Origin of the sequence: Pseudomonas fluorescens, from assembly GCF_041354075.1 — a bacterium.
Taxonomy (GTDB): domain Bacteria; phylum Pseudomonadota; class Gammaproteobacteria; order Pseudomonadales; family Pseudomonadaceae; genus Aquipseudomonas; species Aquipseudomonas fluorescens_CE.
Genome location: NZ_JARZGC010000021.1, coordinates 37,467 through 54,262 on the forward strand (window position 1 = coordinate 37,467; position 16,796 = coordinate 54,262).

A 16,796-nucleotide genomic window follows, 5' to 3' on the forward strand; every position below is an offset into this window, starting at 1 on the left:
CTCAGCGGCCGGAGGTGATGCTCAGCCCTTTGAGCAGGCTCAGGGCCTGGGCCAATTGGTAATCGTCATCCTGCGGCATGGCCTTGGCCTTGGCGCCGGAGCCGGTCGGTTTGTCGGCGCCGCCGTTGCCATTGCCCAGGTGACCCTGCAGGTCGGCTTCCTTGAAGTACTCGCTGTCCTGCTCGCTGGTGATCTTGGCCTTGCGCACCTCGATATCCGGAACGATGCCTTGGGCCTGGATCGAGCGGCCGTTTGGCGTGAAGTACAGCGCCGTGGTGATCTTCAGGGCGCGATCGTTGTTCAATGGCAGCACGGTTTGCACCGAGCCCTTGCCGAAGCTGGTGGTGCCCATGACCACGGCACGCTTCTGGTCCTGCAGGGCGCCCGCGACAATTTCCGAAGCCGAGGCGCTGCCGCCGTTGATCAGCACCACCATCGGCACCGCTTCGCTTTCGTCCTTGCCGGTGGCGGAGAAGCGCAATTCGGAGTTGGCGATGCGGCCCTTGGTGTAGACAATCAGGCCCTTGGTGATGAAGTGATCGACCACTTCCACGGCGGCCTGCAGCACGCCGCCCGGGTTGTTGCGCAGGTCGAGGATGATGCCGTTGAGTTTCTTGCCGTTGTCCTTGCGCAACTTGGCCAGGGCCTTGGAGACTTCCTCGCCGGTCTTGACCTGGAACTGGGTGATGCGAATGTAGCCGTAGCCGGACTCGAGCAGCTGCGCCTTCACGCTCTTCACCTGGATGATGGCGCGGGACAGGGTCACATCGAACGGCGTGCCGCCATCGCGGACCAGGGTCAGCGTGATCTTCTCGCCGATCTTGCCGCGCATCTTGTCCACGGCTTCGGTCATGCTCTGGCCGCGTGTTGGCTGGCCGTTGATCTTGACGATGAAGTCGCCGGCCTGGATGCCCGCTTTTGATGCCGGGGTGTCATCGATCGGCGAGACCACTTTGATGAAGCCGTCCTCGGAGCCGACCTCGATGCCCAGGCCGCCAAACTCGCCGCTGGTGCTTTCCTGCAATTCGGCAAAGTCTTCCGGGCCCAGGTAGGCGGAGTGCGGATCGAGGTTGCTGAGCATGCCCTTGATGGCGTTTTCCAGCAGGGTCTTGTCATCCACCGGTTCGACATAGGCGGCCTTGATCCGATCCATGACCTCGGCAAAGGTGCGCAACTCATCCAGCGGCAATGGCGCCTTGGTGGTTGCCGCAGTGCCAGCTGGCGCGACCGCCGGAGCTGGTTGAGCAGCGAACGCCAATGGCGCGCCGATCACCAGGGCGATCGTCAGGGCTAGCGAGGTAAGACGGGACAAATGCAGCATGTCGAACGAACTCCTGAATTAGGCGGCACGCTTATCCTTGCGCGCGGCACCATTGCGCCGGATCACTGGGGTGACCCTGCTGACGAATAGCGAAATACAACGCCGGCGTATCCTGCCCGCCACTGCTACCGACAGTGGAGATGGATTCACCGGCTTTTACCACGTCACCCGCAGACTTGAGCAGCGTCTGGTTGTGACCGTAAAGACTCAAGAAACCGTTACCGTGGTCAAGGATCACCAGCAGACCGGCCCCGCGCAACCAGTCGGCAAACACCACGCGACCGCCATGCACGGCATGCACCTGGCTGCCGGCGGAGGCGCCGATCATCACGCCATCCCACTTGGTGCGCGAATCGTCGCCACGGGTTTCACCGAATCGTGCCAGCAATCGACCATCGACCGGCCATGGAAGTTTGCCGCGAGTTGAAGCAAAAGCGCCGCCGAAGGTTTCGCCTGAGCTGGAAACCAGCGCGCCGGGTGTCGAACGGGTGATTTTACGTGGGGCGTCAGTGGCCTCTGCGTCAGCCTGAGCCTCACGTAAACGCTTTTTTTCGGCTTCCTGCTGGGCGATCAGCGCTTTCTGCCGCGCTTCCTCTGCCTCACGGGCCTGGCGGGCCAGGGTTTCCTCGATGGTTTTCAGGACTTTGGACAGGTCGGCCTGATCCTGCTCACGGGCGGCGAGCTTCTGGTCACGCGCCTTGACGTCGTCGTTGAGCTTGGCCAGGACTTGCTGGCGCTCCTTGCGAACCTTCTCGAGTTCCTCGCGCTGGCTGTCGAGGTCGCTCTTCTGCGCCAGTAATTGCGCCTGCTGCAAGCCGATGTCTTTTTCGACGTTGGCCAGTTGGCGCAGGGTTTCGTTGAAATTCTTCAACTGCTCCAGGCGGGCCTGGCTCAGGTAATCGTAATAGGTCAGGGTGCGGGCGAATTTTTCCGGGTTCTGCTGGTTGAGCAGTAGCTTCAGGTACTCCTGACGGCCATTCTGATAGGCCGCACGGGCCTGGATGGCGATCAGTCGTTGCTGTTCAGTGCGCGCGCTCTGGAGTTTTTTTTTCTCGGCATCGAGTCGTTGCAACTCGGATTCGCTTTTCTTTAGCTCCTTTTGCAGGGTTTCGACCTGCTTCTCGAGCTTGCCCATCTCGGTTTCGGTGCCCTTGAGGTCTTTCTGCACCCCGGATTTTTCTTCCTGAAGCTTGCCCAGCAGCTTTTTCAGCTCGGCAATGTCCTGACGCGTGGCGTCCAACTGTTGCTGGGTTTGCGCGCGCTCGTCAGCAAAGGCCGGTTGGAGCAGGCAAGTCAGAGCGAGGGCTATCAGGACGCGAAGCATAGAGGCGGGCGGCACCAGGGTAAGGGACGGCCTAGTATGCCCGCCATACGCTGCAAAAAAAACGCCCAATTGGGGCTGTGTGATAACTGGCCTGAAAAACCCCGAAAAACTCTCTCAAAACCACCACAGCCATGTGGGAGCGGGCTTGCTCGCGATGGCGTCTGGACATTCAACGTCTTAGTCGGCTGTCAGATAGCTATCGCGAGCAAGCTCGCTTCTGCAGGGGTATTGCAGTGCTTACACCAGAATCGAAGTTCCGGTCATTTCCGCCGGTTTTTCCAGGCCCATCAGCTTGAGCATCGTAGGCGCCACGTCCGCCAGGACGCCGCCCTGGCGCACCTTGAAGTCACGTTTGCCGACATAGATGAACGGCACCGGCTCGGTGGTGTGGGCGGTGTGAGCCTGGTGGGTTTCTTCGTCGGCCATTTTCTCGACGTTGCCGTGGTCGGCAGTGATCAGCGCTTCGCCACCGACTTTGTCCAGCGCGTCGACGATGCGGCCGACGCACAGGTCCAGGCATTCAACGGCTTTCACCGCCGCTTCGAACACGCCGCTGTGGCCCACCATGTCACCGTTGGCGTAGTTGACCACGATCACGTCATAACGCTGGTTTTCGATGGCATCGACGATGCGGTCGGTGACTTCCGGCGCGCTCATTTCCGGCTGCAAGTCGTAGGTGGCGACTTTCGGCGACGGGATCAGGATGCGCTCTTCGCCCGGGAACGGCTCTTCGCGGCCGCCGGAGAAGAAGAAGGTGACGTGGGCGTATTTCTCGGTTTCGGCAATGCGCAGCTGGGTCTTGCCGTTTTTCGCCAGGTAGTCGCCCAGCACGTTGTCCAGGCTGCCGGCGGCGAAGGCCGAGGGTGCAGGGATGCTGGCGGCGTATTGAGTCAGCATGACGTAGCCGGCCAGTTTTGGCTGGCGGCTGCGTTCGAAATCCTTGAAATCGTCCTCGACGAACACCCGCGTCAGTTCACGGGCGCGGTCGGCGCGGAAGTTCATGAACACCACGGCATCGCCGTCTTCGACCTTCACCGGTTCGCCGATGGTGGTGGCTTTGACGAACTCGTCGCTTTCGCCGCGTTCGTACGCTGCCTGGAGGCCTTCCTGGGCAGTGGCGGCGTTGAACTGGCCGTTGCCGTCGACGATCAGGTTGTAGGCCTGGGCCACGCGGTCCCAACGGTTGTCACGGTCCATGGCGAAGTAGCGGCCGATCAGGCTGGCGATCCGGCCTTTGCCGAGCGCCTGGAACGTCGCGTCGAGCAGTTCGATCGAGGACTCGGCGCTTTTCGGTGGCGTGTCACGACCATCGAGGAAGGCGTGCAGGTAGATTTTTTCGGCGCCGCGCTTGAAGGCCAGCTCCGCCATGGCGACCAGGTGATCCTGGTGGCTGTGCACGCCGCCATCGGACAGCAGGCCCATGAAGTGCACGGCCTTGCCCGCTGCCACGGCTTTATCCACAGCGGCGCAGATGGTCGGGTTCTCGAAGAATTCGCCGTCGCGGATCGATTTGGTCACGCGAGTGAAGTCCTGATACACCACGCGGCCGGCGCCCAGGTTCATGTGACCGACTTCGGAGTTGCCCATCTGGCCGTCCGGCAAGCCGACATCCATGCCGCTGCCCGAGATCAGACCGTTCGGTACGGTGGCGCACAGGCGGTCCAGTACGGGCTTTTTGGCCGCCAACACGGCATTGGACTCAGGGCTTTCACTGTGACCGAAGCCGTCGAGAATGATCAGGACCAAAGGTTTAGGCGTGGTAGTCATGGATTCGACTCGTGGCTGAATAAGAGGGCGATGGAAAAAGGGAGTGGCAGTTTAAAGCGAAGTTCCGGCCGCGTCACCGCCGGACGGGGTTTGGCGCTCCATAGTGGCTGTGTATACTGGCCGACATTTTAACGCCCTGGAACCTCCTTCGATGGTTGCTCACCTGATTGAATTTGCCACTAACCACTATCTGCTCGTCGGTCTTTTCATCGTGCTGCTGGCGCTGCTGGTCGCTTATCAGATGCAAGGCGGCGGCCGTAGCCTGAGCACCGGCGAACTGACGGGCCTGGTCAACAAGGACGCCGGCGTCGTCATCGACATCCGTGCGGCCAAGGATTTCGCCGCCGGTCACATCGTCGGTGCGCTGAACATTCCCCACGACAAGCTGACCGCGCGCATTGGCGAGCTGGAAAAGCACAAGGCCAAGACCATCATCCTGGTCGATGCCATGGGCCAGACCGCCGGCACGCATGCCCGCGAACTGATGAAGTCCGGCTTCACCGCCGCCAAGCTGTCCGGCGGTATTTCCAGCTGGAAAGGCGACAACCTGCCGCTGGTGAAGTGATATGAGCCACGTCGTCGTCTATTCCAGCGATTACTGCCCTTATTGCTCGCGAGCCAAGTACCTGCTCGAGAACAAAGGCGTGGCGTTCGAAGAGATCAAGGTCGATGGCAAGCCACAGGTGCGCGCCGCCATGGCCCAGAAAGCCGGCCGGACCTCCGTGCCGCAGATCTGGATCGGCGAGCGCCACGTGGGTGGCTGTGATGATTTGTTTGCCCTTGAGCGCGCCGGCAAGCTCGACGCCCTGCTCAAGGCCTGAATGCCCTCCCTACAAGCCCCCTGGATCAGAAAGGATCTGAGATGACCGACCAACAGAACACTGCAGCTGCCGAAGAAGATAGCGCACCGCAATTCTCCTTGCAGCGCATCTACGTGCGTGACCTGTCCTTCGAAGCCCCGAAAAGCCCGGCGATCTTCCGCCAGCAGTGGGAGCCGAGCGTAGGCCTGGATCTGAACACCCGTCAAAAGGCGCTGGAAGCCGACTTCCACGAAGTCGTGCTGACCCTGTCGGTGACCGTGAAAAACGGTGACGAAGTGGCCTTCATCGCTGAAGTGCAGCAGGCCGGGATCTTCCTGATCAAGAACCTGGACGACGCCTCGATGAGCCACACGCTCGGCGCGTTCTGCCCGAACATCCTGTTCCCGTACGCTCGCGAAACCCTGGACAGCCTGGTGACCCGTGGTTCGTTCCCGGCCCTGATGCTGGCCCCGGTGAACTTCGACGCGCTGTACGCCCAGGAACTGCAACGCATGCAGGAAGCTGGCGAGACGCCGACCGTTCAGTAAGGCAGCAGTCCCAATGTGGGAGCGGGCTTGCTCGCGAAAGCGGTGTGTCAATCAACGAATAGGCTGACTGACACACCGCTTTCGCGAGCAAGCCCGCTCCCACATTTTTTGTGTGCGACTACTTGAAATCGTTCTGCCGCCAGGCCTCGTACACGGCCACCGCCACGGTGTTCGACAGGTTCAGGCTGCGGCAGCCTTCACGCATCGGCAGGCGCAGGCGCTGTTCAGCGGGCAGGGCGTCGAGCACGTCGGCGGGCAAGCCACGGCTTTCCGGGCCGAACAGGAACGCATCACCCTCGATGAAGCTGGCATCGTGAAACGGCCGCGAGCCCTTGGTGGTGAAGGCGAACAAACGTGGATGGCCGAGGCTTTCCAGGCAACTGGCCAGGTCAGCGTGGCGCTGCAGGGTGGCATACTCGTGGTAATCGAGGCCGGCCCGGCGCAGGCGTTTGTCGTCCATCTCGAAGCCCAGCGGTTCGATCAAATGCAGGCGGCAGCCGCTGTTGGCGCACAGCCTGATAACGTTGCCGGTATTCGGCGGAATTTCTGGTTGGAAAAGGATGACGTGAAACATGCACGGCTCCGCAGGTAAAGATGACGGGCATTCTACGCCGCAAGCGGACCCGCGTTCGAAACTATTCCCTCGGGTGATGGGCTCGCTGGCACTTTTCGGGTTGATGGTGGGGCTGATGATCGGTCGCCTGACCACGCCCGACCCCAGTGAGCTGCAGCAGATCGAGGTGACGGACGACGGGCTGGTGGTGTGGTTCAACAATGAGCCCAAGACCCATGGCGAGTTCGTGGACGGCAGCCTGGCGCTGCTGTTCGATGCGCAAGGCCGGGCGCAGAACGGTCAGCTCAAGCTCGAGGGCAAGAGCGTGAACTGGCGATTGCTCAAGAGTAAGGAAGGTTTGCTGCTGTCGGTGGTGGCGGCCCGGCCGCTACAAGGCGAATGGGCCGGGAGTGAGGTCGATGACCGCTGGCGGCTGGAGATCCATCTCCGGGAGCAATAAAAGAGGGAATCCCCGGCCTGCCTGTACCAAGGTCCCCAAAACGGCAGGGCTCGCGCATTGCGTCGTGAGCCCGGTGTAAAGAAGGAACCCCTGACCTGCCTGTATCAAGGGCCCCAAAACGGCTGGGCTCGTCGCTTGTGCGGTGTGAGCCCGATGTAAAGAGGGGAATCCCCGGCCTGCCTGTACCAAGGTCCCCGAAACCGGGTAGTGAACTGAATCACTGAATGGACTATTGCAGGGGGCGTGCCAGGTTTTAACAGGTTGAAACACAAAGGCGCCCTGAAACGACGAAAGCCCCGGATTCCGGGGCTTTCGTGTTTTTGCGTGGCGGGGTTTTGTTTCGGTATTCGCGGGATTGGCCGGGCTGCGGCATGCGCGATTGCAGGTCAGGGTGCTTTGCTGTGGTGCATGGGGGCCCCAAAAGCATCGCGAGCAGGCTCGCTCTCACATTGGACGGGTGTGAACACCTGAAAAACCTGTGGGAGCGAGCCTGCTCGCGATTGGATCTGACAGTCGGTGATGAGCTGAAGGCCTGTTAGCCTTCCTCCCCCTCATCATCATCCCCGCCATCGACCTTCATGCCCAATTCCTTGATCTTGCGCGTCAGGGTGTTACGCCCCCAGCCCAGCAGGACGGCGGCATCGCGGCGACGGCCGGCGGTGTGCTTGAGCGCCGTCTCGATCATGATCCGTTCGAAGGCCGGCACGGCGCTGTCGAGCAGGCTCGATTGGCCGCGAGCCAACGCCTGATCGGCCCACTGGCGCAGGGCCTGCTCCCAGTTGGTGACCGGTGCGGAGTCCTGCGGCAGGTTCAGCAGCTCTGGCGGCAGGTCGCTGATGTGCACCTCGCGCCCCGAAGCCATCACCGTGATCCAGCGGCAGGTGTTCTCCAACTGACGCACGTTGCCGCCCCACGGCAGGTTCTTCAGGTATTCCTCGGTTTCGCTTTTCAGCAGCTTCGGCTCGACCGCCAGTTCCTGTGCGGCGCGGCTGAGGAAGTGCTTGGCGAGCGTCGGGATGTCCTCGCGACGGTCCGACAGCCGTGGAATATGAATACGGATGACATTGAGGCGGTGGAACAGGTCTTCACGGAATTTCCCGGCATGAACCAGGGTTTCCAGATTCTGGTGGGTCGCGGCGATGATCCGCACATCGACCTTCACCGGCACGTGACCGCCCACGCGGTAGAACTCGCCGTCCGCCAGTACGCGCAGCAGGCGGGTCTGAGTGTCCGCCGGCATGTCGCCGATTTCGTCGAGGAACAGCGTGCCGCCGTCGGCCTGTTCGAAGCGACCGCGACGCAGGTTGGCCGCGCCGGTGAACGCGCCCTTCTCATGGCCGAACAGCTCGGACTCCATCAGGTCCTTGGGAATCGCCGCCATGTTCAGCGCAATGAACGGCGAGGCCGCGCGCGGGCTGTGGCGGTGCAGGGCGTGGGCGACCAGCTCTTTGCCGGTACCGGATTCGCCGTTGATCAGCACCGTGATGTTGGAGTGGCTCAAACGCCCGATGGCGCGAAACACTTCCTGCATCGCCGGCGCTTCGCCGATGATTTCCGGGGTGCGGGTCAAGGGCGGCACCACTTCCAGGCCCTGTTGCTCCTGGGCGTGCTGGTTCGCACGCTTGACCAGCGACACTGCCTCGTCGACGTCGAACGGCTTGGGCAGGTACTCGAACGCACCGCCCTGGTAGGAAGCGACAGCGCTGTCCAGGTCGGAGTGCGCGGTCATGATGATCACCGGCAGCCGCGGGTGTTGTTCGCGAATCCGCGCGAGCAGGTCAAGGCCGCTCGCCCCGGGCATGCGGATGTCGGAGATGATCACGTCCGGCTGCTGGCGCGCCAGGCGGCTCATCACGCCATCGGCGCTGTCGAAGCTTTGGGTGGTCATGCCTTCCTGTTGCAGGGCTTTTTCCAGGACCCAGCGGATAGAACGGTCGTCATCGACGATCCACACGGTTTCACTACGGCTCATGTCGATGTGGCTCCTTGTTCCAGTGGCAGAAAGATCGAGAAGGTGGTGTGGCCTGGATGGCTGTCACATTCGATCAGGCCCTGGTGCTGGCTGATGATGTTCTGGGTAATGGCCAGGCCGAGTCCGGTACCGTCCGGACGACCGCTGACCATGGGAAAGAAAATGGTTTCCTGGAGTTCCGCAGGAATGCCCGGACCGTTGTCGGTGATCTCGATCTTGGTCACCAGGCGATGGCGCACGTGGCCGATGGTGAACTGGCGCATGGCGCGGGTGCGCAGGCTGATGCGGCCCAGGCGCAGCTCGTTCTGGCTGCTGATGGCCTGCATCGCGTTGCGCACGATGTTCAGCACGGCCTGGATCATCTGTTCGCGGTCGATCAACACGTCGGGAATGCTCGGGTCGTAATCGCGCACCAGGGTGATGCAACCCTGGCTTTCCGCCTCGACCAGTTGGCAAACCCGCTCCAGCACTTCGTGGACGTTGCACATGGCCAGCGAGGGCAGCTTGTTCGAGCCGAGCATGCGGTCGACCAGATTGCGCAGGCGATCGGCCTCTTCGATGATGACGTTGGTGTAGTCGCGCAGGCTTTCTTCCGGCAACTCGCGGGCCAGCAACTGCGCGGCGCCACGAATGCCGCCCAACGGGTTCTTGATTTCATGGGCGAGGCCGCGCACCAGCATCTTGCTGGTTTCCTGCTTCGACAGTTGCGCCTCTTCCTTGGTGATCCGCAGCAGGCGGTCACGGGGATGAACTTCCAGCAGCAACAGCGTGGCGCCGTTGGCCAGGATCGGCGTCACCGCATAATCGACGGTCAGGGTCTGGCCGGTGAGGGCGGTGAGCATCGCTTCGCGCTTGGTAAAAGGGTGCGCCTGCTCGACCGCCTGGCGCAGGGAATTCAGCGCTTCGGTGGACTCGGTGAACAGTTCGCTGATGAACTGCCCATGGCTGCGCTGGCCGCTGATGGCCAGGAGCATCTCCGCTGCCGGGTTCATGTACTCGAGGCGCAGTTCAGCGTCGAGCAGAATGGTGGCGGTGGTCAAGTTGTCGAGTAGCAATCGATGCAGTGCGTCGCTAATGGTCATCAGGACCTCTTTTGGAGCAGGGCGCGCGCATGAATACAGCGCAGATGCACGGAAAATGCAAAAACCAAACCAAGGCTCCGAAAAGAAGCGTTTGATGCCTGAAACGGGCGTTCTACGCTCAATGTTGTGGCGTTATGCCAGCTTGGGCGGGTATTTTCGAACCAAAATGGGCTGGCTGGTGGGGGCGGTGCATGCATTTGCACCAATATAGTGCGACAAGCTGAACGGCGTTAAAAGAAGCGCAGGAACGGATTCTTTTCCTCCGGCGGCTTGTCCTTGAGTGGGCATTCTGGTCGCTGGCCGTAGTCGGTCAGTGTGCATGGCTGGGTTTTGCGTTTTTGCGCCAGGGAGATGCGCTGCATGTGAAAGGGCTGATTGGCCGTGCGCTCGACCGTTCGGCCCTGTTCATCGAGGATCTCGATGGACAGCTGATGGCTGCCCCGGTCGATGTTGCTCAAGGCGAATACCGGACTGGGGCCGGGTTCGGCGGTGGGCTGGCCGTCGAGCAGCAGGCGGTAGCGGTGACCCGGTTGCAGGCCGGGTTCGCTGGTGATGCTGACGATCAGTTCGCCGGCACTGCTGCGGATGGTGGCGTCCGGCTCGGGCACCAGCACCCTGAGCATGTCGTAGTGGAGCGCGGGCCTGGCGGCGGCTTTTTTCTCGGCCTTCAGCGGTGCGGCGCCAGTCGGGTTGGCGGACATGCGGTTGCTCGTCGCCAGGGGCACGCGCTTGGCGTTGCCGGTGCCGGGCTGGTCGGTAAAGACCCGGTTGCCCTGGGCATCGACATAGGTGAACACCTCGGCCGACGCTGGCAGTACGACCAGGCAGGCGATCAGCAGCCACCCGTTCACGGTGTGTGGACCCGCTGCAGGGTGAAGGTCACGCTGGGGCTCTGCTGGATGACGTTTTCCCCGTCGATCACCTGAACCGCCAGGTTGTGGGTGCCGCGATCGATATTGACCAGTTGCAGGATCGGCACGTTGCTCGGCTGGCCATACGGCTGGTCGTCCAGCAGCAGCCGGAACAGATGCGGGCCTCGCAGCCTGGGCTTGATCAGCACGTTGACCGTGAAAGTACCATTGTTGGCGCGCAGGGCTTCGCTGGTCGGCAGGTTGGTCAGCTCCAGCACCTCATAGGCGGAGCGCGGTCGTTCGCTGCTGGACGCTTCGGCCGGTGGCGCCGCAGGTGCCTGGCGCTCGACGCTGTTGAGGGGCGGCAATTCGACCGCCTCGGCTTTCACGCCATCGGGCGGTTGATTGCTGTAGGCGGTGTTGCCGGCGGCATCGGTGTACTTGTAGATCTGCGCGGCGGCGGGCAGGGCGACCACCAGCAGGATGAACAGAAAACCACGACCCATAAAATCGACCAGAAGCGAGAGCGTTGGATTGCAGCATAGGTCAGGGTGGGCGATTGGCCCAAGTTGTTATCAATCGGACCGACATCTTCAGAACCCTGTGGGAGCGGGCTTGCTCGCGAATGCGGTGTATCAGACGACATCAACGTAGCTGGCACACCGCATTCGCGAGCAAGCCCGCTCCCACAGGGTTTTGTATGCCCAGTAAAAATACGGGCATAAAAAAGGCCTCCCGAAGGAGGCCTCTTTTCGTCACGCCGCTTGCGCAGGCGTCAACGGATCAGCAGCTGTAGTACAGGTCGTATTCCAGCGGGTGTACGAAGGTGCGGACCTTGATTTCTTCTTCGCTTTTCAGAGCGATGTAAGCGTCGATGAAGTCGTCGGAGAACACGCCGCCCTTGGTCAGGAACGCGCGGCCCTTGTCCAGCTCTTCCAGGGCTTCTTTCAGGCTGCCGCAAACTTGTGGGATCTCTTTCGCCTCTTCAGGCGGCAGGTCGTACAGGTTTTTGTCAGCCGCGTCGCCAGGGTGGATCTTGTTCTGGATGCCGTCCAGGCCAGCCATCATCAGTGCAGCGAACGCCAGGTACGGGTTGGCTGCTGGATCCGGGAAACGTGCTTCGATACGGCGGGCTTTAGGGCTCGACACGTAAGGAATACGGATCGAAGCCGAACGGTTACGGGCCGAGTAGGCCAGCATTACCGGGGCTTCGAAGCCTGGCACCAGACGCTTGTAGGAGTTGGTGGCCGGGTTGGTGAAGCCGTTCAGGGCCTTGCCGTGCTTGATGATGCCGCCGATGAAGTACAGGGCGGTATCGGACAGGCCGGCATAACCTTCGCCAGCGAAGGTGTTCTTGCCATCTTTCCAGATGGACATGTGCACGTGCATGCCCGAGCCGTTGTCGCCGTACAGAGGCTTTGGCATGAAGGTAGCGGTGCGACCGTAGGCGTCGGCAACGTTGTGCACAACGTACTTCAGGGTCTGGGTTTCGTCGGCTTTCTTCACCAGGGTGTTGAACTTGACGCCGATTTCGTTCTGGCCGGCAGTTGCCACTTCGTGGTGGTGAACTTCGACGGTCAGGCCCATTTCTTCCAGTGCGTTGCACATGGAGGTACGGATTTCGTGGTCGTGGTCAAACGGCGGAACCGGGAAGTAGCCACCTTTGACGCCTGGACGGTGGCCCTTGTTGCCGCCTTCCACGTCCTGATCGGACATCCACGAACCTTGTTCGGAGTAGATCTTGAACATGGAGCCGGAGATGTCGGACTTGAATTTCACCTGGTCGAAGATGAAGAACTCTGGCTCTGGACCGGCGAATACGGTGTCACCGATGCCAGTGGACTTCAGGTACTCTTCGGCGCGCTTGGCGATCGCACGTGGGTCGCGATCGTAGCCTTGCATGCTCGAAGGTTCGATGATGTCGCAGACCAGGATCAGGGTCGGCTCTTCGGTGAACGGGTCCAGAACGGCGGTTTCGTCGTCTGGCAGCAGGATCATGTCGGAAGCTTCGATGCCTTTCCAGCCAGCAATGGAGGAACCGTCGAACATTTTGCCGACTTCGAAGAAGTCTTCATCCAGCGCATCGCGAGCCGGCATGGTCACGTGGTGCTGAGTGCCGCGGGTGTCCGTGAAGCGCAGATCAATCCACTTGACGTCATGATCTTTAATGAGTTGAACCGACTTCGACATACTGTCCTCCGGGTGGCTTAGGGCGGGTAGTGGATGCCCTTAGATATGTGTGATGCCGGCGCGAATACTCTGCCAAGGCAACCTGCCTCACAAGGGAGCAAATTGCATGCCAGTGCCCCAGCATGGGTTTTTTGCCTCTTTTTCAGGCTTATAAAGGCTTGCGGGCGCAAATTCGGAAAAATCTCGCCCTACAATGTAGCGCCTGGATTCGAAAACGACCCGTTTTGGTGCGTGCAAAACCTTCTGCACATTAACTGGTTAAACCTTGAGCAATTTCCGCTATAATCCGCGCCCCCCTTTTTCGGCTGGCCCTGCGCGCGCTGTTTTCATGAAACTAATCGTAAAAGTCTTCCCCGAGATCACCATCAAGAGCCGCCCGGTACGGATGCGTTTCATCCGCCAGTTGGCCAAGAACATCCGTGCCGTGCTCCGCGACCTGGACCCGGCTGTGGTGGTGAACGGTGTGTGGGACAACCTCGAGCTGGAAACCCGCGTCAGCGACCCCAAGGCCCTGAAAGAGATGGGCGAGCGCCTGAGCTGCATGCCGGGCATCGCGCACTTCCTGCAGATCGATGAATACCCGCTGGGCGATTTCGACGACATCGTCGAAAAGTGCAAGCAGCACTACGGCGATGCATTGGCCGGCAAGATCTTCTCGGTGCGTTGCAAGCGCGCCGGCAAGCATCCGTTCAGCTCGATCGACATCGAAAAGTACGTCGGCAGCCAGTTGCGCCGTCAGTGCGGTGCCGCCGGGATCGACCTGAAAAAGCCGGAAATCGAAGTCCGCATCGAAGTACGCGACCAACGGTTGTTCGTCATCCACAGCCAGCACAATGGCATCGGCGGTTATCCGCTGGGTGCGTTGGAGCAGACGCTGGTACTGATGTCGGGTGGTTTCGATTCCACGGTCGCCGCCTACCAGATCATGCGCCGTGGTCTGATGGCTCATTTCTGCTTCTTCAATCTGGGCGGACGTGCCCACGAACTGGGCGTCATGGAAGTCGCGCATTTCATCTGGAAGAAGTACGGCAGCTCCCAACGCGTGTTATTTGTCAGTGTGCCGTTCGAGGAAGTGTTGGGCGAAATTCTCGGCAAAGTCGATAACAGTCATATGGGTGTCGTATTGAAGCGTATGATGTTGCGCGCTTCGTCCCAGATAGCCGACCGACTGCACATTGACGCGCTGGTCACCGGCGAGGCGATTTCCCAGGTGTCGAGCCAGACGTTGCCGAACCTGTCCGTGATCGACTGCGTGACCGACAAGCTGGTGCTGCGCCCGCTGATCGCCAGTCACAAGCAGGACATCATCGACACGGCCAATGAAATCGGCACCGCCGATTTTGCCCGGCACATGCCGGAGTACTGCGGGGTCATCTCGGTCAACCCGAAGACGGCCGCCAAGCGCCACCGTGTGGAGCACGAAGAGAAAGAATTCGACATGGCCGTACTCGAGCGGGCGCTCGAGAACGCCAAGCTGGTACCCATCGACCGCGTGATCGATGAACTGGGCCAGGACGTACAGATTGAAGAAGTCAGCGACGCGCTGGCCGGTCAGATCGTGATCGACATCCGCCACCCGGATGCCGCCGAGGATGAACCGCTGGAGCTCGCTGGCATCGAGGTACAAACGATGCCGTTCTATGCACTGAACGCTCGTTTCAAGGAACTGGACCCTACTCGCCAGTACCTGTTGTATTGCGACAAAGGCGTGATGAGTCGCCTGCATGCCCACCATTTGCTCAGTGAGGGGCATGCCAATGTGCGCGTTTATCGACCGAGCTAAGTGCCCGGGGCTGTTTGCCTGTGGCCTGCGTCACCGGCCCCCCGACGCCGCCGTCAAGCTGTAACGGCTTTCACGGACGCTACTGTTAATCGCTGCCAAGACTTGTCAGCACACCGAATCCTCTGATCGAGATACACAAGTGATCGAAAATCTACGCAACATCGCCATCATCGCCCACGTTGACCATGGTAAAACCACCCTGGTAGACAAACTCCTGCGTCAGTCCGGCACCCTGGAGCGCAACGAGCTCAACGACGAGCGCGTGATGGACTCCAACGACCAGGAAAAAGAGCGTGGTATTACCATCCTGGCGAAAAACACCGCCATCAACTGGAACGGCTACCACATCAACATCGTGGACACCCCGGGCCACGCCGACTTCGGCGGTGAAGTAGAGCGCGTAATGTCGATGGTCGACTCCGTGCTGCTGCTGGTTGACGCTCAAGACGGCCCTATGCCGCAAACCCGTTTCGTGACCAAGAAAGCGTTCGAAGCTGGCCTCAAGCCAATCGTCGTGATCAACAAGGTCGACCGTCCGGGCGCGCGTCCTGACTGGGTTCTGGACCAGATCTTCGACCTGTTCGACAACCTGGGTGCCACCGACGAACAACTGGACTTCCAGGTTGTTTACGCTTCGGCCCTGAACGGTATTGCCGGCCTGGACCACACCGCCATGGCGGAAGACATGACCCCGCTGTACCAGGCGGTCGTCGACCACGTTCCAGCTCCTGCTGTTGACCGTGACGGTCCTTTCCAGATGCAGATCTCGGCACTGGACTACAACAGTTTCCTGGGTGTGATCGGTGTTGGCCGTATCGCCCGTGGTCGCGTCAAGCCGAACACCCCGGTGGTCGCCATCGACGCCGACGGCAAGCGCCGCAACGGTCGTATCCTGAAGCTGATGGGTCACCACGGCCTGCACCGTGTGGACGTTGAAGAAGCAGCAGCTGGCGACATCGTCTGCATCAGCGGTTTCGACGAGCTGTTCATCTCCGACACCCTGTGCGACCCGCTGACCGTTGAGGCCATGAAGCCTCTGACCGTCGACGAGCCAACCGTTTCCATGACCTTCCAGGTCAACGACTCGCCTTTCTGCGGTAAAGAAGGCAAGTACGTGACCTCCCGTAACATCAAGGATCGTCTGGACAAAGAGCTGCTGTACAACGTTGCACTGCGCGTTGAAGAAGGCGACTCGGCTGACAAGTTCAAGGTTTCCGGCCGTGGTGAGCTGCACCTCTCGGTACTGATCGAAACCATGCGTCGCGAAGGCTTCGAGCTGGCCCTGGGCCGTCCTGAAGTGATCATTCGTGAAGTTGACGGCGTCAAGCAGGAACCGTTCGAGAACGTCACCATCGACATCCCTGAAGAATCCCAGGGCAAGGTGATGGAAGAGATGGGTCTGCGTAAAGGCGACCTGAGCAACATGGTGCCGGATGGCAAAGGCCGTGTGCGTCTGGAATACAACATCCCTGCTCGTGGTCTGATCGGTTTCCGTAACCAGTTCCTGACCCTGACCAACGGTGCTGGCATCCTGACCTCGATCTTCGACCGTTACGCTCCAGTGAAGTCCGGCCACATGTCCGGCCGTCAGAACGGCGTACTGGTTTCGGTTGAAACCGGCAAGGCACTGACCTACTCGCTGGAAACCCTGCAGGCTCGTGGCAAGCTGTTCGTCGAACACGGCCAGGAGATCTACAACGGTCAGATCGTTGGTCAGAACAGCCGCGACAACGACCTGGGCGTCAACCCTACCAAGGGCAAGAAGCTCGACAACATGCGTGCTTCGGGTAAAGACGAAACCATCGCTCTGGTTCCACCTGTTCGCTTCACCCTGGAACAGGCCCTGGAATACATCCAGGAAGACGAGCTGTGCGAAGTCACGCCTAAGTCCATCCGTCTTCGCAAGAAGATCCTGGACGAAAGCGAGCGTACCCGCGCTGCCAAGAAAGCCAAGGCATAAGATTTAGCCAAGGCTGAAAAAAACGCCCCCGGTCGCGAGACCGGGGGCGTTTTTGTTTGTCTGGGGTTTGTGTAGAGATTGTGCCGGCCTCTTCGCGAGCAAGCCCGCTCCCACAGTGACCGAGTTCTTTCGGAACGCATGCGATCAACTGTGGGAGCGGGCTTGCTCGCGAAGACGGCCGGTCA

General features: G+C 60.7%; 15 protein-coding genes. 6 read left to right on the forward strand and 9 right to left on the reverse strand.

The annotated features are described in order from the left end of the window. Nucleotide 1 precedes the first annotated feature (1 nt). From QIW53_RS22030 to gpmI, 3 genes are all read right to left on the reverse strand, one after another. The gene (locus QIW53_RS22030; RefSeq protein WP_371051701.1) at nt 2-1,321 is read right to left on the reverse strand and encodes a S41 family peptidase; all 1,320 of its coding nucleotides are present in this window, start codon (nt 1,319-1,321) and stop codon (nt 2-4) included. 31 nt (nt 1,322-1,352) lie between these two features. After that, the gene (locus tag QIW53_RS22035) at nt 1,353-2,645 is read right to left on the reverse strand and encodes a murein hydrolase activator EnvC family protein (protein ID WP_371051702.1); all 1,293 of its coding nucleotides are present in this window, start codon (nt 2,643-2,645) and stop codon (nt 1,353-1,355) included. A gap of 237 nt (nt 2,646-2,882) precedes the next feature. Then, a complete protein-coding gene (gpmI, locus tag QIW53_RS22040; RefSeq protein WP_371051703.1) occupies nt 2,883-4,412 on the reverse strand; it encodes a 2,3-bisphosphoglycerate-independent phosphoglycerate mutase in 1,530 nt (509 codons plus the stop codon). A gap of 151 nt (nt 4,413-4,563) precedes the next feature. Between gpmI and QIW53_RS22045 the strand changes: the two genes are divergently transcribed. The 3 genes from QIW53_RS22045 to secB are packed head-to-tail and all read left to right on the forward strand — an operon-like array spanning nt 4,564 to nt 5,760. Beyond that, a complete protein-coding gene (locus QIW53_RS22045) occupies nt 4,564-4,977 on the forward strand; it encodes a rhodanese-like domain-containing protein (protein ID WP_371051704.1) in 414 nt (137 codons plus the stop codon). 1 nt (nt 4,978) lies between these two features. Next, nucleotides 4,979-5,233 (forward strand): glutaredoxin 3, encoded by a 255-nt coding sequence (gene grxC, locus QIW53_RS22050; RefSeq protein ID WP_368556572.1) that lies wholly within the window; start codon nt 4,979-4,981, stop codon nt 5,231-5,233. Between the two features lie 41 nt (nt 5,234-5,274). Then, nucleotides 5,275-5,760 (forward strand): protein-export chaperone SecB, encoded by a 486-nt coding sequence (gene secB / locus QIW53_RS22055; protein WP_371051705.1) that lies wholly within the window; start codon nt 5,275-5,277, stop codon nt 5,758-5,760. A 118-nt stretch (nt 5,761-5,878) separates the two neighbouring features. Here the strand turns inward: secB and trmL are convergent, their stop codons facing one another. Further along, complete coding sequence (gene trmL / locus QIW53_RS22060) at nt 5,879-6,334, reverse strand: tRNA (uridine(34)/cytosine(34)/5-carboxymethylaminomethyluridine(34)-2'-O)-methyltransferase TrmL (protein ID WP_371051706.1); 456 nt, start codon at nt 6,332-6,334, stop codon at nt 5,879-5,881. Here trmL and QIW53_RS22065 point away from each other — a divergent pair. Beyond that, nucleotides 6,333-6,773 carry a hypothetical protein gene (locus QIW53_RS22065; protein WP_371051707.1) on the forward strand — a complete coding sequence of 147 codons (441 nt, stop codon included), beginning with the start codon at nt 6,333-6,335 and terminating at the stop codon, nt 6,771-6,773. The genes trmL and QIW53_RS22065 overlap by 2 nt on opposite strands. A 535-nt stretch (nt 6,774-7,308) precedes the next feature. Here the strand turns inward: QIW53_RS22065 and ntrC are convergent. The 5 genes from ntrC to glnA all read right to left on the reverse strand — a co-directional run bounded on the left by ntrC (nt 7,309) and on the right by glnA (nt 12,868). Further along, nucleotides 7,309-8,745, reverse strand: a complete 1,437-nt coding sequence (gene ntrC / locus QIW53_RS22070; RefSeq protein ID WP_371051708.1) for a nitrogen regulation protein NR(I) — start codon at nt 8,743-8,745, stop codon at nt 7,309-7,311. Then, on the reverse strand, nt 8,742-9,827 hold the full coding sequence (gene glnL, locus QIW53_RS22075) for a nitrogen regulation protein NR(II) (protein WP_371051709.1): 1,086 nt from the start codon (nt 9,825-9,827) through the stop codon (nt 8,742-8,744). Before glnL ends, ntrC begins: the two co-directional genes overlap by 4 nt. 230 nt (nt 9,828-10,057) lie before the next feature. Then, nucleotides 10,058-10,678 (reverse strand): DUF4124 domain-containing protein, encoded by a 621-nt coding sequence (locus QIW53_RS22080; protein ID WP_371051710.1) that lies wholly within the window; start codon nt 10,676-10,678, stop codon nt 10,058-10,060. Further along, nucleotides 10,675-11,184, reverse strand: coding sequence for a DUF4124 domain-containing protein (locus QIW53_RS22085; RefSeq protein ID WP_371051711.1), 510 nt, complete (start codon nt 11,182-11,184; stop codon nt 10,675-10,677). Before QIW53_RS22085 ends, QIW53_RS22080 begins: the two co-directional genes overlap by 4 nt. Nucleotides 11,185-11,461: 277 nt before the next feature. Further along, a complete protein-coding gene (gene glnA / locus QIW53_RS22090) occupies nt 11,462-12,868 on the reverse strand; it encodes a type I glutamate--ammonia ligase (protein ID WP_192307541.1) in 1,407 nt (468 codons plus the stop codon). 328 nt (nt 12,869-13,196) lie between these two features. On the opposite strand from glnA, the gene thiI reads away from it, so the two are divergent. Continuing rightward, nucleotides 13,197-14,651, forward strand: a complete 1,455-nt coding sequence (gene thiI / locus QIW53_RS22095) for a tRNA uracil 4-sulfurtransferase ThiI (protein WP_371051712.1) — start codon at nt 13,197-13,199, stop codon at nt 14,649-14,651. Between the two features lie 139 nt (nt 14,652-14,790). Further along, nucleotides 14,791-16,611: a translational GTPase TypA gene (typA, locus tag QIW53_RS22100; protein ID WP_371051713.1), complete on the forward strand. Its 1,821-nt coding sequence runs from the start codon at nt 14,791-14,793 to the stop codon at nt 16,609-16,611. Nucleotides 16,612-16,796 lie beyond the last annotated feature (185 nt).

Coding starts and splice junctions, on each gene's coding strand:
- QIW53_RS22035 (WP_371051702.1), bottom strand. CDS start 2,645: ATGCTTCGCGTCCTGATAGCCCTCGCTCTGACTTGCCTGCTCCAACCG.
- QIW53_RS22085 (WP_371051711.1), bottom strand. CDS start 11,184: ATGGGTCGTGGTTTTCTGTTCATCCTGCTGGTGGTCGCCCTGCCCGCC.
- QIW53_RS22065 (WP_371051707.1), top strand. CDS start 6,333: ATGCACGGCTCCGCAGGTAAAGATGACGGGCATTCTACGCCGCAAGCG.
- trmL (WP_371051706.1), bottom strand. CDS start 6,334: ATGTTTCACGTCATCCTTTTCCAACCAGAAATTCCGCCGAATACCGGC.
- glnL (WP_371051709.1), bottom strand. CDS start 9,827: ATGACCATTAGCGACGCACTGCATCGATTGCTACTCGACAACTTGACC.
- glnA (WP_192307541.1), bottom strand. CDS start 12,868: ATGTCGAAGTCGGTTCAACTCATTAAAGATCATGACGTCAAGTGGATT.
- thiI (WP_371051712.1), top strand. CDS start 13,197: ATGAAACTAATCGTAAAAGTCTTCCCCGAGATCACCATCAAGAGCCGC.
- grxC (WP_368556572.1), top strand. CDS start 4,979: ATGAGCCACGTCGTCGTCTATTCCAGCGATTACTGCCCTTATTGCTCG.
- QIW53_RS22045 (WP_371051704.1), top strand. CDS start 4,564: ATGGTTGCTCACCTGATTGAATTTGCCACTAACCACTATCTGCTCGTC.
- secB (WP_371051705.1), top strand. CDS start 5,275: ATGACCGACCAACAGAACACTGCAGCTGCCGAAGAAGATAGCGCACCG.
- QIW53_RS22030 (WP_371051701.1), bottom strand. CDS start 1,321: ATGCTGCATTTGTCCCGTCTTACCTCGCTAGCCCTGACGATCGCCCTG.
- gpmI (WP_371051703.1), bottom strand. CDS start 4,412: ATGACTACCACGCCTAAACCTTTGGTCCTGATCATTCTCGACGGCTTC.
- ntrC (WP_371051708.1), bottom strand. CDS start 8,745: ATGAGCCGTAGTGAAACCGTGTGGATCGTCGATGACGACCGTTCTATC.